Source organism: Streptomyces sp. NPDC057424, from assembly GCF_042803315.1.
GTDB lineage: Bacteria > Actinomycetota > Actinomycetes > Streptomycetales > Streptomycetaceae > Streptomyces.
The window spans coordinates 1-15,690 of record NZ_JBHVCP010000072.1 but is presented as its reverse complement, the minus strand read 5'-3'; the positions used below and the strand labels follow the sequence as shown (position 1 = coordinate 15,690).

At 72.3% G+C, this 15,690-nt stretch carries 15 protein-coding genes; 14 read left to right on the top strand and 1 reads right to left on the bottom strand.

The annotated features are described in order from the left end of the window. The first annotated feature begins 153 nt into the window (after window positions 1-153). The 9 genes from ACFU3E_RS34325 (at window position 154) to ACFU3E_RS34285 (ending at window position 10,481) form a co-directional block, all read left to right on the top strand. Complete coding sequence (locus ACFU3E_RS34325; RefSeq protein WP_384167378.1) at window positions 154-2,193, top strand: tetratricopeptide repeat protein; 2,040 nt, start codon at window positions 154-156, stop codon at window positions 2,191-2,193. A 139-nt stretch (window positions 2,194-2,332) separates the two neighbouring features. Next, window positions 2,333-3,457 carry an alanine dehydrogenase gene (ald, locus tag ACFU3E_RS34320; RefSeq protein WP_384167375.1) on the top strand — a complete coding sequence of 375 codons (1,125 nt, stop codon included), beginning with the start codon at window positions 2,333-2,335 and terminating at the stop codon, window positions 3,455-3,457. A 413-nt stretch (window positions 3,458-3,870) separates the two neighbouring features. Continuing rightward, a complete protein-coding gene (locus ACFU3E_RS34315; protein ID WP_078615342.1) occupies window positions 3,871-4,998 on the top strand; it encodes a ParA family protein in 1,128 nt (375 codons plus the stop codon). After that, window positions 4,983-5,570 carry a hypothetical protein gene (locus tag ACFU3E_RS34310; RefSeq protein ID WP_384167372.1) on the top strand — a complete coding sequence of 196 codons (588 nt, stop codon included), beginning with the start codon at window positions 4,983-4,985 and terminating at the stop codon, window positions 5,568-5,570. The genes ACFU3E_RS34315 and ACFU3E_RS34310 overlap by 16 nt, the downstream gene beginning before the upstream one ends. Window positions 5,571-5,918: 348 nt before the next feature. Then, window positions 5,919-6,920: a segregation and condensation protein A gene (locus tag ACFU3E_RS34305; protein ID WP_384167369.1), complete on the top strand. Its 1,002-nt coding sequence runs from the start codon at window positions 5,919-5,921 to the stop codon at window positions 6,918-6,920. Continuing rightward, window positions 6,917-7,603 (top strand): SMC-Scp complex subunit ScpB, encoded by a 687-nt coding sequence (scpB, locus tag ACFU3E_RS34300; protein ID WP_384167366.1) that lies wholly within the window; start codon window positions 6,917-6,919, stop codon window positions 7,601-7,603. Before ACFU3E_RS34305 ends, scpB begins: the two co-directional genes overlap by 4 nt. Further along, window positions 7,603-8,664, top strand: a complete 1,062-nt coding sequence (locus ACFU3E_RS34295) for a pseudouridine synthase (protein WP_384167363.1) — start codon at window positions 7,603-7,605, stop codon at window positions 8,662-8,664. The genes scpB and ACFU3E_RS34295 overlap by 1 nt, the downstream gene beginning before the upstream one ends. Before the next feature lie 81 nt (window positions 8,665-8,745). Then, complete coding sequence (locus tag ACFU3E_RS34290) at window positions 8,746-9,465, top strand: NUDIX domain-containing protein (RefSeq protein WP_384167360.1); 720 nt, start codon at window positions 8,746-8,748, stop codon at window positions 9,463-9,465. Further along, window positions 9,462-10,481, top strand: a complete 1,020-nt coding sequence (locus tag ACFU3E_RS34285) for an ADP-ribosylglycohydrolase family protein (protein WP_384167358.1) — start codon at window positions 9,462-9,464, stop codon at window positions 10,479-10,481. The genes ACFU3E_RS34290 and ACFU3E_RS34285 overlap by 4 nt, the downstream gene beginning before the upstream one ends. Window positions 10,482-10,505: 24 nt before the next feature. Here the strand turns inward: ACFU3E_RS34285 and ACFU3E_RS34280 are convergent, their stop codons facing one another. Continuing rightward, window positions 10,506-10,919 carry a Rieske (2Fe-2S) protein gene (locus tag ACFU3E_RS34280; RefSeq protein WP_384167355.1) on the bottom strand — a complete coding sequence of 138 codons (414 nt, stop codon included), beginning with the start codon at window positions 10,917-10,919 and terminating at the stop codon, window positions 10,506-10,508. A gap of 177 nt (window positions 10,920-11,096) precedes the next feature. Here ACFU3E_RS34280 and aroH point away from each other — a divergent pair, with 177 nt between their 5' ends. The 5 genes from aroH (at window position 11,097) to der (ending at window position 15,656) form a co-directional block, all read left to right on the top strand. Continuing rightward, window positions 11,097-11,459, top strand: coding sequence for a chorismate mutase (gene aroH, locus ACFU3E_RS34275; RefSeq protein WP_356664710.1), 363 nt, complete (start codon window positions 11,097-11,099; stop codon window positions 11,457-11,459). Continuing rightward, window positions 11,456-12,541: a prephenate dehydrogenase gene (locus tag ACFU3E_RS34270; RefSeq protein WP_384167352.1), complete on the top strand. Its 1,086-nt coding sequence runs from the start codon at window positions 11,456-11,458 to the stop codon at window positions 12,539-12,541. Before aroH ends, ACFU3E_RS34270 begins: the two co-directional genes overlap by 4 nt. 234 nt (window positions 12,542-12,775) lie before the next feature. Next, window positions 12,776-13,438: a (d)CMP kinase gene (cmk, locus tag ACFU3E_RS34265; protein ID WP_384167349.1), complete on the top strand. Its 663-nt coding sequence runs from the start codon at window positions 12,776-12,778 to the stop codon at window positions 13,436-13,438. Continuing rightward, the gene (locus ACFU3E_RS34260; protein WP_384167346.1) at window positions 13,435-14,082 is read left to right on the top strand and encodes a lysophospholipid acyltransferase family protein; all 648 of its coding nucleotides are present in this window, start codon (window positions 13,435-13,437) and stop codon (window positions 14,080-14,082) included. Before cmk ends, ACFU3E_RS34260 begins: the two co-directional genes overlap by 4 nt. An 80-nt stretch (window positions 14,083-14,162) precedes the next feature. Continuing rightward, window positions 14,163-15,656, top strand: a complete 1,494-nt coding sequence (gene der, locus ACFU3E_RS34255; protein WP_384167344.1) for a ribosome biogenesis GTPase Der — start codon at window positions 14,163-14,165, stop codon at window positions 15,654-15,656. The last annotated feature ends 34 nt before the right edge of the window (window positions 15,657-15,690 follow it).

Below are 15,690 nucleotides of genomic sequence, written 5' to 3'. Positions count from 1 at the left end.
CAGTCCTACGATCTGCTGATCCGATCGAGGGATGTGCCCGTCGTGCCCGCCGTGCTCCTCCGGGAAGGTTGCAGAGCGTGAACTAGGCTCTGGGGCACGCCCGAACCGGAGTCCCGGCGGGCTTGCGTGTGCGGTGGGACGGGAGTGTGGCCCGTGACGGATCAGGTCGTGGAGACAGGCGACGTGCGGCCGGCCGGGCGCGCTGCCGGGGCGAGCGAGTTCCTGGGCCGCACACGGGAGTTGAAGGAACTGCGCGCCGACATCGAGCGCGCCGGACTGGACACCCTGGCCGGCCGCAAGGCGCCCCGTGCACGCGTGCTGCTCATCGCCGGCCGGCCCGGCTCGGGCCGTACCGCACTCGCTGAGGAACTCGTACGGCAGGTCGCGGACGGTTACCCCGACGGGGTACTGCGTGCGAGCCTGGCCGACCCGGACGGCACCCCTGTCCCCGCCGGACGCGCCGCCCGGGACCTCCTCACCGCACTGGACGCGCAGGCACCGGCCGGCGCCTGCGAGGACGACCTCACCGACGCCCTGCGCGCCGCCCTGGCCGACCGCCGGGCCCTGATCCTGCTGGATGACGCGGCCGACGCCGAGCAGGTCGACGCCCTGCTGCCCGACGCCCCGGACTGCCTCGTCGTCGCGGTCTCCGAAGGCCCCCTCACCGGTATTCCGGACGTCCGCCCGTGCACCCTGGGCGGCCTGGACGCCAAGTCCGGGGTGGAGCTGCTGACCCGGCACACCGGCTCGGTCCGCATCACCGTCGACCCCCGGGCCGCCGAGGGCCTCGCCGAGGAGTGCCAGGGGCAGCCCGCCGCGCTGATGCTGGCGGGCGGCTGGCTCGCGGCCCGGCCCCAGGCCGCCGTCTCCGACCTGGCCAAGCAGCTGCGCGCCGAGGACACCGAGGGCACCGCCCTGACCCGGGTGTTCCGGCTCGCCTACGCGGCCCTTCCCACGACCGCCGCCCGGATGCTGCGCCTGCTCGCCCTCGCCCCGGCCGGACTCGTCGACCCGCAGACCGCCTCCGCGCTCGTCGGCTGCTCGGTCGGCAGCGCCCGCACCCTCCTCGACGACTTCGTCGCCCTCGGCTTCCTGCACGCCGTGGACTGCCCGCTGCCGCAGTACGTGGTGCCCGGCTGCCTGTACCCCCAGCTGCGGCTCCTCGCCGAGCGTCACGAACGCCCGGCCGAGCTCCAGCTGGCCCGCGCCCGCATGCTGGAGCGAACCGTACGCCTGCTCCAGGCCTGCCGGGCGATCACCGAGACCGACAGCCCCCAGGCCCGCCAGAAGCTCCTCGACATGCCGCGCGCCCTGCGCTTTCCCACCCCGCGGGCGGCCGCCGACTGGCTGCGCCTGACCCGGCCCGCCCTGCTGGCCTCGGCCCGGCTCGCGGTCGCCGACGGGGAGCTGGACACCCTGGCCCGACGGCTGATGTCCCAGCTGGTCAGAGCGATGGCGGCGCACATCGGCACCCAGGCCGCCGCCCCCGACCTCTACGACATCCACCGCATGGTCCTCGACGTCGCCGACCGCCGGGACCTGCCCCGTGAGCGTGCCGCCGCGCTGCTCAATCTCGGCGACCTCGACGCCCGTACCGGCCGCACGGCCGACGCCCTGGCGCGCTACCGGGCCGCGCTGGACGCCGGGCGCGAGGTGAACGACCCGTACGCGACCGGCCGCGCGATGGAATCCGTAGGCGGCGCGCACCTGGAGCTCGGCGACTTCGACCGGGCCGCCGACTGGTTCGGCCGCGCCCTGGTCGAGCGGCTGGCCCGGGGGGAGCGGGCGGAAGCCGCCCGGCTGTACGGGCGGATCGCCGCCGCCCACACCTTCGCGGGCCGCTACGGCGAGGCCCTGCGGAACTGGCGCGCCGCGATCGCGGGACACCGCAAGAACGGCGACGTGGCCGCCCAGGCGCGGGCCTTGAGCGAGCTGGCGCGGGTCCAGGAGTACGCGGGCCGGCCCGAGGAGTCGCTGCGCACCTGCCGGGAGGCCGTGGAGTGGGCGCGGCGCGCCGAGGACCCGCGGCTGCAGGCCGCCCTGCACCTGCGGGTCGCCGACACCCTCGAACACCTGGGTGATCCCGCGTCTGCCGGGCTGCACCGGGGGGCCGCCGAGCGGATTCTCGGCGACTCAAACCTTCAAAATGACGCTGACGCCTGCGAAATCCGTACCGCATCGGTCGAAGATTGATGTAATGAAAGGCTAGACAGCGGGAACACCTTCATTAGACTGGCTCTGCCGCACGTTCTCCTGCGGTCTCTCCCGGTGTGCCCATGCGTGCCCGGGTATGTCTTAGTAAGACCCCCCCATACCCTCTGAGCCAAGGACCGTGATCGACGTGAAGGTCGGCATCCCCCGCGAGGTCAAGAACAACGAGTTCCGGGTGGCCATCACCCCCGCCGGAGTGCACGAGCTGGTCCGCCACGGCCACCAGGTCGTCATCGAGCGCGGCGCCGGAGCCGGCTCCTCGATCCTGGACACCGAGTACGTCGCCGCGGGCGCGCGGATCCTGGACACCGCCGACGAGGTATGGGCCGCCGCCGACCTGCTGCTGAAGGTCAAGGAGCCCATCGCCGAGGAGTACCACCGCCTCCGCAAGGACCAGACGCTCTTCACCTACCTGCACCTGGCCGCCTCCAAGGAGTGCACGGACGCCCTCCTGGAGTCCGGCACCACCGCGATCGCCTACGAGACCGTCGAGCTGCCCAGCCGCGCGCTGCCGCTGCTCGCCCCGATGTCCGAGGTCGCGGGCCGGCTCGCCCCGCAGGTGGGCGCCTACCACCTGATGCGCGCCAACGGCGGCCGCGGCGTGCTGCCCGGCGGCGTCCCCGGCGTGCTGGCCGGGCGGGCGGTCGTGATCGGCGGCGGTGTCTCCGGCTGGAACGCCGCGCAGATCGCCATCGGTATGGGCTTCCACGTGACCCTGCTCGACAAGGACATCAACAAGCTCCGCGAGGCGGACAAGATCTTCGGCACGAAGATCCAGACCGTCGTCTCGAACGCCTTCGAACTGGAGAAGGCCTGCCTGGAGGCCGACCTCGTCATCGGCGCGGTGCTGATCCCCGGCGCCAAGGCCCCGAAGCTGGTCACCAACGAGCTCGTCTCGCGGATGAAGCCCGGAAGTGTCCTTGTCGACATCGCGATCGACCAGGGCGGCTGCTTCGAGGACTCCCGCCCGACCACCCACGCCGAGCCGGCCTTCCAGGTCCACAACTCGGTCTTCTACTGCGTCGCCAACATGCCCGGCGCGGTGCCGAACACCTCCACCTACGCGCTCACCAACGCCACGCTGCCGTACATCGTCGAGCTGGCCGACCACGGCTGGGCGGACGCGCTGCGCCGCGACCCGGCACTGGCCAAGGGGCTCAACACCCACGACGGCAAGGTCGTTTACCGCGAGGTCGCCGAGGCGCACGGCGTGGAGCACGTGGAGCTGTCCTCGCTGCTCGGCTGAGCCGGCACAGCCGGAAAGTCGGCTAAGTGACCAGCAGGCAAAGGCGATACGTCAACACGGGTCGTCAACGCCACGCACCCGGCCGGACCTTGCCCGACAAGGTCCGGCCGGATGTGTGTATGGTCACTTCGCGATTCTCGGGCAACTCGCCTCGAACGTAACCCTTCAACCGATTCGCACACCGGTGAAACCTGCCGTGCGACGGCCGTACGCCCTTGACAGCGGGATGTTTCATTGCCGACACATCGGGCCGGGTCCGGCGGATTGTGTTGCTGCGGACGCCCGACACGCCATAGAGTCGCCAGCTGTCGGCATGGTGCCACGCTGACCTGTCTAGAAGTTTCCTGGTCACCAAGGAGGTAAGACGACTTGTGAATGAGTCGACATTTACTCCCGGGGGTGGTCAACCAGGAATGCCTGCACGGGACCAGGAGCCTGCGGGGTTCGCGGCTGTCGGCTCCGTCGCTGTGCGCACCTTCGCAGCCCACCAGAGTCAGCAGGCGACTCACACAGCACACCAGAAGATGGATGGCCATCACGTGAACGCCATGGCCGGCGACGGAAGTGGCGCGCCCCACAACCACTTCGCCGACTACGACGAACTGCCCGAGGGGCACTTCTACGACCCCGACGCCGAGTACGAGCCGGACCCCGAGTACGCGGCCACTCTCGCTCCCGACGCGGCCAGACAGCGCCGGGAGCGTGTCGGCCCGACCGGGCGCCCGCTGCCGTACTTCCCGATCCCGGGCCCGCTGCCCGACCACGGTCCCGCGAAGATCATCGCGATGTGCAACCAGAAGGGCGGCGTCGGCAAGACCACGTCGACCATCAACCTGGGTGCCGCGCTCGCGGAGTACGGACGCCGGGTGCTGCTCGTGGACTTCGACCCGCAGGGCGCGCTGTCGGTCGGACTCGGTGTCAATCCGATGGAACTCGACCTCACCGTCTACAACCTGCTCATGGAGCGGGGGATGGCGGCCGACGAGGTGCTGCTGAAGACGGCGGTCCCCAACATGGACCTGCTGCCCAGCAACATCGACCTGTCGGCGGCCGAGGTCCAGCTGGTCTCCGAGGTCGCCCGCGAGTCGACGCTGCAGCGCGCCCTGAAGCCGCTGCTGCCCGACTACGACTTCATCGTCATCGACTGCCAGCCCTCGCTCGGCCTGCTCACGGTGAACGCCCTGACGGCCGCGCACAAGGTGATAGTGCCTCTGGAGTGCGAGTTCTTCGCGCTGCGCGGTGTGGCCCTGCTGACGGAGACCATCGAGAAGGTCCAGGAACGGCTCAACCCGGAGCTGGAGCTCGACGGGATCCTCGCCACGATGTACGACTCGCGCACGGTGCACAGCCGTGAGGTGCTCGCGCGGGTGGTCGAGGCGTTCGACGACCACGTCTACCACACGGTCATCGGGCGCACGGTCCGCTTCCCGGAGACCACGGTCGCCGGTGAGCCGATCACCACGTACGCCTCCAACTCCGTCGGTGCCGCCGCCTACCGCCAGCTCGCCAGGGAGGTGCTCGCCCGGTGTCACGCCGAGTGAGTCTGCCGGGGGCCGACGAACTCTTCCGTACGACAGGGGGGATGGCGCTGCAGTCGTCCCAGCCCAGGCGTCAGGCCAACGGCGACGCCCGGGTGCCCGCTCCGGCGGGGGAGGGCGACGCGGCGGCGGCAGCGGCCGAGGACGCGCCGCAGTCGGTGCCCGCCCAGGGCGGTGACGGCGAGGGTGCCGAGCATGTCGCGGCGGGCGCGGAGCCGGCCGAGGCCGGAGAGGCCCACAGCCGTTCCGCGGCCGCCGAGCGCTCCGGCTCCGCCCGCCGGCAGACGGCGCAGGAAGGTTCTGCCACCGGTGCCGCCGGGGCCGCGCCCCGCAAGCGGGGGCGGAACCCCTCGCGCCGCCCCAGCGGCCGTGAGCGGCACGACGAGAAGATCACGGTGTACGTGTCGGCCGAGGAGCTCATGGACCTCGAGCACGCCCGTCTGGTGCTCCGCGGCGAGCACGGCCTGGCCGTCGACCGCGGGCGCATCGTCCGCGAGGCGGTCGCGGTGGTCCTGGCCGACCTGGAGACCCGCGGAGACGCCAGCATCCTCGTACGACGACTGCGCGGGCGGTAGCGGTAGCCTGCGGGGGCCATGACCTCGAACGTTCCCCCACCTCCTCCCGGCGGCCCGGCCGGCCGCCGGCGTGCGCTGGGCCGGGGACCGGCGGCTGCGCCTGCCGAGCCGCCCAGGCTTCCCGCGGAGGCGGACCCGACGGCTCCGCCGGCCGGGCAGCCGGCGGTCGAGGGGGCGTCCCCGTCGTCCGCCGCCGAGGTGGGGGGACCGGCGGATACGGCCCGGCCCGGAGTCCCGCCCGCGGGCGCGGCAGGAGAAGGCGCGGTCTCCGCGGATGCGGGCCCGGCCGGGCCCGTGGCCTCTGCGGCCGGATCCGTGGAAGCGGTCAGGCCGCCGGCGGAGCCCGGAATGCCGCCCGGAGCAGTGGAGCCTGCGGCTTCGGTGGCCGGGTCTCCGGATCCGGCCGGGCCGGCGGTCGCGGACGGGCCTGGCGGGCCGTCCGCCGGGACGGCGTCCGTGGCTCCGGTGTCCGGGGCTCCGGAGTCTGCCGGGGCTGCCCCGGCCCCCCGGTCCCCGGCCGACGACGCCACGGCAGCCGACGACGGGGTCTTCAAGGTCCGGCTCGCCAACTTCGAGGGCCCCTTCGATCTGCTGTTGCAGTTGATCTCGCGGCACAAGCTGGACGTCACCGAGGTCGCGCTGTCGAAGGTGACCGACGAGTTCATGGCCCACATCCGGGCGCTGGGGCCGGACTGGGACCTGGACGAGACGACCGAGTTCCTGGTCGTCGCCGCCACGCTGCTCGACCTGAAGGCCGCGCGACTGCTGCCCGCCGCCGAGGTGGAGGACGAGGGCGATCTCGCGCTGCTCGAAGCGCGGGACCTGTTGTTCGCCCGGCTGCTGCAGTACCGCGCGTACAAGCGGATCGCCGACATCTTCAGCGGGCGGCTCGACGACGAGGCCCGGCGCTACCCCCGCACCGTCGGGCTCGAGGCGCACCATGCCGAGCTGCTGCCCGACGTCGTCATCAGCATCGGCGCGGAGGGCTTCGCGAAGCTCGCCGTGAAGGCGATGCAGCCCAGGCCCAAGCCGCAGGTCTACGTCGACCACATCCACGCCCCCCTGGTCAGCGTGCAGGAGCAGGCACAGATCGTCGTGGCCCGGCTCCGGGAGCTCGGCGAGACCAGCTTCCGGGCCCTCGTGGAGGACACCGACGACACCCTGACCGTCGTGGCGAGGTTTCTCGCCCTGCTGGAGCTGTACCGCGAGAAGGCCGTGGCGCTGGAGCAGGAGGCCGCGCTCGGGGAACTGCTGGTGCGCTGGACCGGCGGGGACGGGGACGAGACGCCGACCGTCACCGACGAGTTCGACCGGCCGCCCGAGCCGCCGAAGGAGGAGAAGAAGGCGTGAGCGAGCCAACGACCGGCCTGCCGGCCGGACTGCGTACCGTCGCCGATCTGGATCTGAAACCGGCCCTGGAGGCCGTCCTCATGGTGGTGGACGAGCCCGCGACCGAGGAGCACCTCGCGAAGATACTGGAGCGGCCGAAGCGCCAGATCGCGGACGCCCTGCGCGAGCTGGCCGACGAGTACACCGTCCAGGGCCGCGGCTTCGAGCTGCGGTACGTCGCGAACGGCTGGCGCTTCTACACGCGGGCCGCGTACGCGCCGGCCGTCGAGCGCTTCGTCCTGGACGGCCAGCAGGCCCGCCTCACCCAGGCCGCCCTGGAGACCCTGGCCGTGGTCGCCTACCGGCAGCCGGTCAGCCGCAGCCGGGTCTCGGCCGTCCGCGGAGTCAACTGCGACGGCGTCATGCGCACCCTCCTCCAGCGCGGCCTGATAGAGGAGGCGGGCACGGAACCCGAAACAGGTGCGATCCTGTACAGGACGACGAACTACTTCCTGGAGCGGATGGGCCTGCGCGGTCTGGACGAGCTCCCGGAACTCGCGCCCTTCCTCCCGGAGGCGGAGGCGATCGAGGCCGAGACCCAGGAAGGCGTACCGTCGTTCGACCCGGACGCGCCTGACGACGTGCCGGGCAGCCGCCCGGCCAGCCCGGGTACCGACGACGAAGACGACCAGACGGAACTTTGATGCGAAGCAGCGGCAGCGGCAAGAGCGGCGGACGCGGTAACCACCGCGGCGCCGGCAACAACAGGGACCAGAAGCAGGGGCAGGGCCGCCCCAGCAAGCCCCGCCCCGAGGAGCGCCGCTACGACGTGGGCCCCGGGGCGACGAAGGACGGCCCCAAGTCCGGGCGCGGCGGCTCCGCCCGTGGCGGTGCCAAGGGCGGGCCCAAGCAGCCCCAGAAGCAGGGGCGTACGGCCCCGGCGCGCCCGCGTGAGTACGAGGCGCAGGTCGAGGAGCGCAACCGCGACCGGTACGCCGGGAAGAAGGAGGTCAAGCTCCCGAAGACCTTCCCCGGCGCCGAGCAGGAGGGCGAGCGGCTGCAGAAGGTCCTCGCCCGCGCGGGCTTCGGCTCCCGGCGTGCCTGCGAGGAGCTGATCGAGGAGGCCCGGGTCGAGATCAACGGCGAGATCGTCCTGGAGCAGGGGCGGCGCGTCGACCCGGAGAAGGACGAGATCAAGGTGGACGGGCTGACCGTCGCCACGCAGAGCTACCAGTTCTTCTCGCTGAACAAGCCCGCCGGTGTCGTGTCGACGATGGAGGACCCGGAGGGCCGGCAGTGCCTCGGCGACTACGTCACCAACCGCGAGACCCGGCTCTTCCACGTCGGCCGGCTCGACACCGAGACCGAGGGCGTCATCCTGCTCACCAACCACGGTGAGCTGGCCCACCGGCTGACGCACCCGAAGTACGGCGTGAAGAAGACCTACCTCGCGCACATCGTCGGCCCCATCCCGCGCGACCTCGGCAAGCAGCTCAAGGACGGCATCCAGCTGGAGGACGGCTACGCCCGCGCGGACCACTTCCGGGTCGTCCAGCAGACCGGCAAGAACTACCTCGTCGAGGTCACCCTCCACGAGGGCCGCAAGCACATCGTGCGCCGGATGCTCGCGGAGGCCGGCTTCCCGGTCGACAAGCTGGTCCGGGTCGCCTTCGGGCCGATCACCCTGGGCGACCAGAAGTCGGGCTGGCTGCGGCGGCTGTCCAACACGGAGGTCGGGATGCTGATGCAGGAGGTCGACCTCTAGAGATCCAGCCCCTCCCGGGGCTTGTGAGTCACCTGCACCCCCTTTTATAGTCGTGCTGACCATAAAAGGGGGTGCAGGTGCATGGACGGCTACGACAAGTACGCCCACGAACCCTTCGCCGTCACCGTCGACCTCGCCGTGTTCACCCTCCGGGAGAGCGCGCTGCACATGCTGCTCGTCGAGCGCGGGCAGGAGCCGTATGCCGGGCGCTGGGCCCTGCCCGGCGGGTTCGTGCAGCCGGACGAGTCCGCGGAGACGGCCGCCCGGCGCGAACTCGCCGAGGAGACCGGCCTGTCCGACGTCTCGGGGCTGCATCTGGAGCAGCTGCGGACGTACAGCGAACCCGGCCGCGACCCCCGGATGCGGGTCGTGTCGGTCGCCTTCGCCGCACTGCTGCCCGACGCGCCCGAGGTCCACGGCGGAAGCGACGCCGCGCGGGCCCGCTGGACGCCGTACGGCACGGCGGGGCCGCTCGCCTTCGACCACGACCGCATCCTGGCCGACGCCCACCACCGCGTCGGCGCCAAACTCGAGTACACCTGCCTCGCCACCGCCTTCTGTCCGCCCGAGTTCACCCTCGGCGAGCTCCAGCAGGTCTACGAGGCCGTGTGGGGCACCGAGCTGGACCGGCCCAACTTCCGGCGCAAGGTGCTCGCCACACCCGGCTTCGTCGAAGCCGTCCCGGGCGCCGCGCGACTGACCGGCGGCCGCGGCAAACCCGCCGCGCTGTACCGCGCCGGAACCGCCACCGCCCTCCACCCGCCTCTCCTCCGGCCCACCCGGGAAGGACGCCCCGCATGACCACGCTCGTCCACAAGCAGGCCGCCACCGGAGCGCTCACGGGTCTCGCGCTCGGGGATGCTCTGGGCTTTCCGACCGAGTTCAACGACGTCCCTTCGATCCTCGCCAAGTGCGGGCCCTGGCGGCAGATGGAGCTGCCGAAGCGCGCCTTCGTCTCGGACGACACCCAGATGACACTGGCGCTCGGCCGGGCGGTGCGGACGGCGATGGACCGGGGGCTGCTCACCCCGCTGCGCCTGGCCAGGCCCCTGCGGGAGGAGTTCGTGAACTGGTACCAGTCTCCTGAGAACAACCGGGCTCCCGGCCGCACCTGCATGAAGGCCTGCTATCTGCTGAAGGACGAATCCCGCCCCTGGCAGGACGCCAGTCAGATCGAGTCCAAGGGCTGCGGCGCCAACATGCGTGTCGCGCCGCTCGGGCTGGTGCCCGGTCTGAGTGACGAACAGCGTGCGGGCGCCGCCCAGTTGCAGTCCGCGCTCACCCACGGGCACCCCACCGCGCTCGCCGCCTCCGACCTCACCGCACACGCCGTACGCCTGCTCGCGCAGGGCGCCGAGCCGACCGGGCTGATCGGCCTGCTGCGCTCGTACGCCCTGGAGAACCGCAGCCACTACCACGAGCGCTGGCTCGGCGACCTGTGGCGGCGGGCCGGGGACCCGAGCCCCGGGGGGTTCATCGCACGCGGCTGGGACGAGTGCCTGGAGGTCCTCGAACGGCTCCGGCACGCCGTGCGCACCGTCTCGCCGGAGACCGACCCGTGTCTGGCCACCGGCGAGGGCTGGATCGCCGAGGAGGCCCTGGCGACCGGGCTGCTGTGCTTCCTGCTCTTCGTCGACGAGCCGGTGACGGCCCTGCGCCGCGCCGCCTGCACCGCCGGTGACTCGGACTCGATCGCCTGCCTGACGGGTGCCTTCGCGGGCGCGTATCTGGGCGCGGAGGCCTGGCCCGCCGAGTGGGCCGACCGTGTCGAGTACCGGAGCGACCTGCTCACCCTCGGGGCGCTCTGGGACGCCTGACGCCGCGGGGCCGGTCGCGGGCCCTCAGGTGAGGCGGACCGAGTTTCCCTCCACGACGATGTCCTCGGCGGGCAGCGGCCGGGTCGCCGGGCCGTGGGCCACCGCGCCGTCGGCGATGCGGAACTTGCTGCCGTGGCAGGGACAGTTGATCGTGCCGTCGGAGACGGACGCCAGTGTGCAGCGCTGGTGGGTGCAGATCGCCGAGAAGGCCTTGAACTGCCCCTGCTCCGGCTGGGTCACCACGACTTTCTCGTCCTTGAAGATCTTGCCGCCGCCGACCGGGATCTCGTCGGTGTCGGCCAGGGCCTGGCCCGCGGTGGCGCTCGTCGACGCGGAACCGCTGTCGTCGCCGCCCCCGCCGCAGGCCGCGACGAGCGCCGCCGCGCCCGTGGCACCCGTCGCGAGGAGAACCGTGCGGCGCGTCGTCTCGTGGGTCATGTCGTCACTCCGAAGGTGTCGAAGGGGGCGAATCGGAACATGCATCATCTTGGCAGCGAACTTACCCAAAGGTGCCGATCCCGGCGTCTCACCGGGCGGGCGCCGCGCACCCGGGTCGCGCGGGCTGACTAGGCTGTCGGACGTAGAGCGACACGCACGTCAGCAAGGAGCAGCGCTGTGGCGGTACGAGCGGTCCGGGGCGCCGTCCAACTCGAACGGGACGAGGCCGGGCACATGGACGAGCAGGTCGGAGCCCTGCTCACGGAGATCCTGGAGCGCAACGACCTCGCCGCCGACGACCTGATCAGCATCTGGTTCACGGCCACGCCCGACCTGCACAGCGACTTCCCGGCGGCAGCCGCCCGCAAGCTGGGCATCGTCGACGTGCCGCTGATCTGCGCCCAGGAACTGGACATCGAAGGCGCCATGCCACGTGTCGTCCGGGTCCTCGCGCACATCGAGTCCGACCGGCCCCGGGCCGACATCGCCCACGTCTACCTCGGTGCCGCGGCCACCCTGCGCAAGGACATCGCCCAGTGAGGACCGCACTCGTCATCGGCACCGGCCTCATCGGCACCTCCGCCGCGCTGGCCCTGTCCCAGCGGGGCGTCACCGTGCACCTCGCCGACCCGGACCCGGAGCAGGCCCGTACGGCGGCCGCGCTCGGCGCCGGCACGGACGAGGCGCCGGACGGGCCCGTCGACCTCGTGATCGTCGCCGCCCCGCCCGCGCACGTGGCCGACGTGCTCACCGACGCCGTGCGCCGCGGTGCGGGACGCGGCTACCTCGACGTCGCCAGCGTCAAGGGCGGGCCGCGCCGCGAGCTGGAGGCACGCGGCCTCGACCTGTCCGCGTACATCGGCTCGCACCCCATGTCGGGCCGGGAGAAGTCCGGCCCGCTGGCCGCGACCGGCGACCTCTTCGAGGGCCGCCCCTGGGTGCTGACCCCGACCCGGGACACCGACACCGAGGTGCTGAACCTCGCCCTGGAGCTGGTCTCGCACTGCCGGGCCGTGCCGGTCGTCATGGACGCCGACGCCCACGACCGGGCCGTCGCCCTCGTCTCCCACATGCCCCACCTGGTCTCCAGCCTGGTCGCCGCCCGCCTGGAGCACGCCGAGGAGGCCGCCGTGCGGCTGTGCGGGCAGGGCATCCGGGACGTGACGCGGATCGCCGCCTCCGACCCCCGGATGTGGATCGACATCCTCTCCGCGAACCCCGCGCCGGTCGCCGACCTGCTCACGGACGTCGCCGCCGACCTGGAGGAGACCGTGCGGGCCCTGCGTGCCCTGCAGTCCTCCGACGACCACAAGCGCCGCGAGGGCGCCGGCGGGATCGAGGACGTGCTGCGGCGCGGCAACGCCGGGCAGGTCCGCGTCCCCGGCAAGCACGGGTCCGCGCCGCGGGTCTACGAGGTCGTGGCCGTTCTCATCGACGACCAGCCGGGGCAGCTGGCCCGGATCTTCGCCGACGCGGGCCTGGCCGGCGTCAACATCGAGGACGTGCGGATCGAGCACGCGACGGGGCAGCAGGCCGGTCTGGTGCAGCTGATGGTGGAGCCCAAGGCGGCCCCGGTGCTGAGCGCCGCGCTGCGGGAGCGAGGCTGGGCGCTCCGGCAGTAGCAGCTGCGGCCGGTTCCGGGCGCTGCTGCCGGCTTCTGCCGCCCCCGGGCCCCGCTCCGGCCTGAACGGCCTCGTCCTCGAGCGCCGGACGGGCCGAGCACCACCGAGGGCCGCAGTCGTCCATGCGCGGCCGGACGAGTGACGCGCACCCAGTAACCTTGTGCGGGGCACTCGCGCCCTCACCCCCGCCGAGTCCGGTTCAGGAAGGTCCCCACTGTGGAAAGCGCCACGCCAGTGATTGTCGCCATCGACGGCCCGTCCGGCACGGGCAAGTCGAGCACCTCGAAGGCCGTGGCGGCGCAGCTCGGGCTGAGCTACCTGGACACCGGCGCCCAGTACCGGGCGATCACCTGGTGGATGGTGACCAACGGCATCGACATCGACGACCCGGCCGCCATCGCCGCCGCCGCGGGCAAGCCCGAGATCGTCTCCGGTACGGACCCCCAGGGGCCCGCCATCACCGTCGACGGTGTCGACGTGGCCGGGCCGATCCGCACCCAGGAGGTCACCTCCAAGGTCAGCGCGGTCAGCGCGGTGCCCGAGGTGCGCACCCGGATCACCGAGCTGCAGCGCTCGATCGCCGCCTCCGCGGAGCGGGGCATCGTGGTGGAGGGCCGGGACATCGGTACCACCGTGCTGCCGGACGCCGACCTCAAGATCTTCCTCACCGCCTCCCCGGAGGCGCGTGCCGCCCGCCGCAGCGGCGAGCTGAAGGGCTCCGACGTCCACTCCACCCGCGAGGCCCTGGTCAAGCGGGACGCCGCCGACTCCAGCCGCAAGACCTCCCCGCTCGCCAAGGCGGACGACGCCGTCGAGGTGGACACCACCGAGCTCACGCTGGCCCAGGTCATCGAGTGCGTCGTCACCCTCGTCGAGGAGAAGCGGGCCGGAAAGTGACCGAGCTGCCTTCGGTACGGGGTGCCGAGGTCGGGCGGCGCATCGGCGTCGGCCTGATGTACGGGCTGTGGAAGCCGCGCGTGCTCGGCGCCTGGCGGGTGCCCGCGAGCGGCCCGGTGATCCTCGCGGTCAACCACTCCCACAACATCGACGGCCCGATGGTCATGGGCGTGGCGCCCCGGCCGACGCACTTCCTGATCAAGAAGGAAGCGTTCATCGGGCCGCTGGACCCCTTCCTGCTCGGCATCGGGCAGGTGAAGGTCGACCGCGACACCACCGACCGCACGGCGATCACCCGGGCGCTCGGCGTCCTGGACAACGGCGGCGTGCTCGGAATCTTCCCGGAGGGCACCCGGGGCGGGGGCGACTTCGCCTCGCTGCGCGCCGGCCTCGCGTACTTCGCGGTGCGCGGCGGCGCCCCGATCGTGCCGGTCGCCGTGCTGGGAAGTTCCGACAGGCCCGGACGGTTGATAAAGGGGCTGCCTCCGCTGCGCTCGCGCGTCGACGTCGTCTTCGGAGAGCCCTTCGAAGCGGGCGACGGCAGCGGACGCCGGACGCGCAGGGCGCTGGACGAGGCGACCGGGCGCATCCAGAAGCAGCTCGCGGCCCACCTGGAAAACGCCAGGCGCCTCACCAGGCGCTAGGCGACACTGAGTAGTGGATCAGCCCGGAACACAGCGGGTACTCCACCGACCACCACGATGAACGACGAGGTACGGACTTCATGAACGACCACATCCAGCCCGACGGCTCGGACGCGTCCGAGGGCGCCTACGAGCACGACCACGGGGCGCTCGGCGACGCCGAGTTCGCGGAGTTCATGGAGCTCGCCGCGGAGGAGGGCTTCGACCTCGAGGACGTCGAGGGCGCCATCGAGGAGGCGGGCCACGGCCCGCTGCCCGTGCTCGCCGTCGTCGGCCGCCCCAATGTCGGCAAGTCGACCCTGGTGAACCGCATCATCGGGCGCCGCGAGGCCGTCGTCGAGGACAAGCCCGGCGTCACCCGCGACCGCGTCACCTACGAGGCCGAGTGGGCGGGCCGCCGCTTCAAGGTCGTCGACACCGGCGGCTGGGAGCAGGACGTCCTCGGCATCGACGCCTCCGTGGCAGCCCAGGCCGAGTACGCCATCGAGGCCGCCGACGCGGTCGTCTTCGTCGTCGACGCCAAGGTCGGCGCCACCGACACCGACGAGGCCGTCGTCCGGCTGCTGCGCAAGGCCGGCAAGCCGATCGTGCTGTGCGCCAACAAGGTGGACGGCCCGAGCGGCGAGGCCGACGCGGCCTACCTGTGGTCGCTGGGCCTGGGGGAGCCGCACCCGGTCTCCGCGCTGCACGGCCGTGGCACCGGCGACATGCTCGACCAGGTCCTCGAGGTGCTGCCGGAGGCGCCGCGCCAGACGTTCGGCGGGGCCGGCCTCGGCGGCCCGCGCCGCATCGCCCTGATCGGCCGTCCCAACGTCGGCAAGTCCTCCCTGCTGAACAAGGTGGCGGGCGAGGAGCGCGTCGTCGTCAACGAGCTGGCGGGCACCACCCGTGACCCGGTCGACGAGCTGATCGAACTCGGCGGTGTCACCTGGAAGTTCGTCGACACGGCGGGCATCCGCAAGCGCGTCCACCTCCAGCAGGGCGCCGACTACTACGCCTCGCTGCGCACGGCGGCCGCCGTCGAGAAGGCGGAGGTCGCGGTCATCCTGATCGACGGCTCCGAGTCCATCTCGGTGCAGGACCAGCGGATCGTCACCATGGCCGTCGAGGCGGGCCGTGCGATCGTCCTCGCGTACAACAAGTGGGACACCCTCGACGAGGAGCGCCGCTACTACCTGGAGAGGGAGATCGAGACCGAGCTCGGCCAGGTGGCGTGGGCGCCGCGGGTGAACGTCTCGGCGCGCACCGGGCGGCACATGGAGAAGCTGGTCCCGGCGATCGAGACGGCCCTCGCGGGCTGGGAGACCCGGGTCCCGACGGGCCGGCTGAACGCCTTCCTCGGTGAGCTCGTCGCCGCGCACCCGCACCCGGTCCGGGGCGGCAAGCAGCCGCGCATCCTGTTCGGCACGCAGGCGGGCACCAAGCCGCCGCGGTTCGTGCTGTTCGCCTCAGGTTTCATCGAGGCGGGCTACCGGCGCTTCATCGAGCGCCGCCTGCGCGAGGAGTTCGGCTTCGACGGGACACCGATCCACATCTCCGTGCGGGTGCGCGAGAAGCGCGGCAGGAAGAAGTAGTACGAAGCGCCGGAAAGGGCGGCCCCGAACGGGC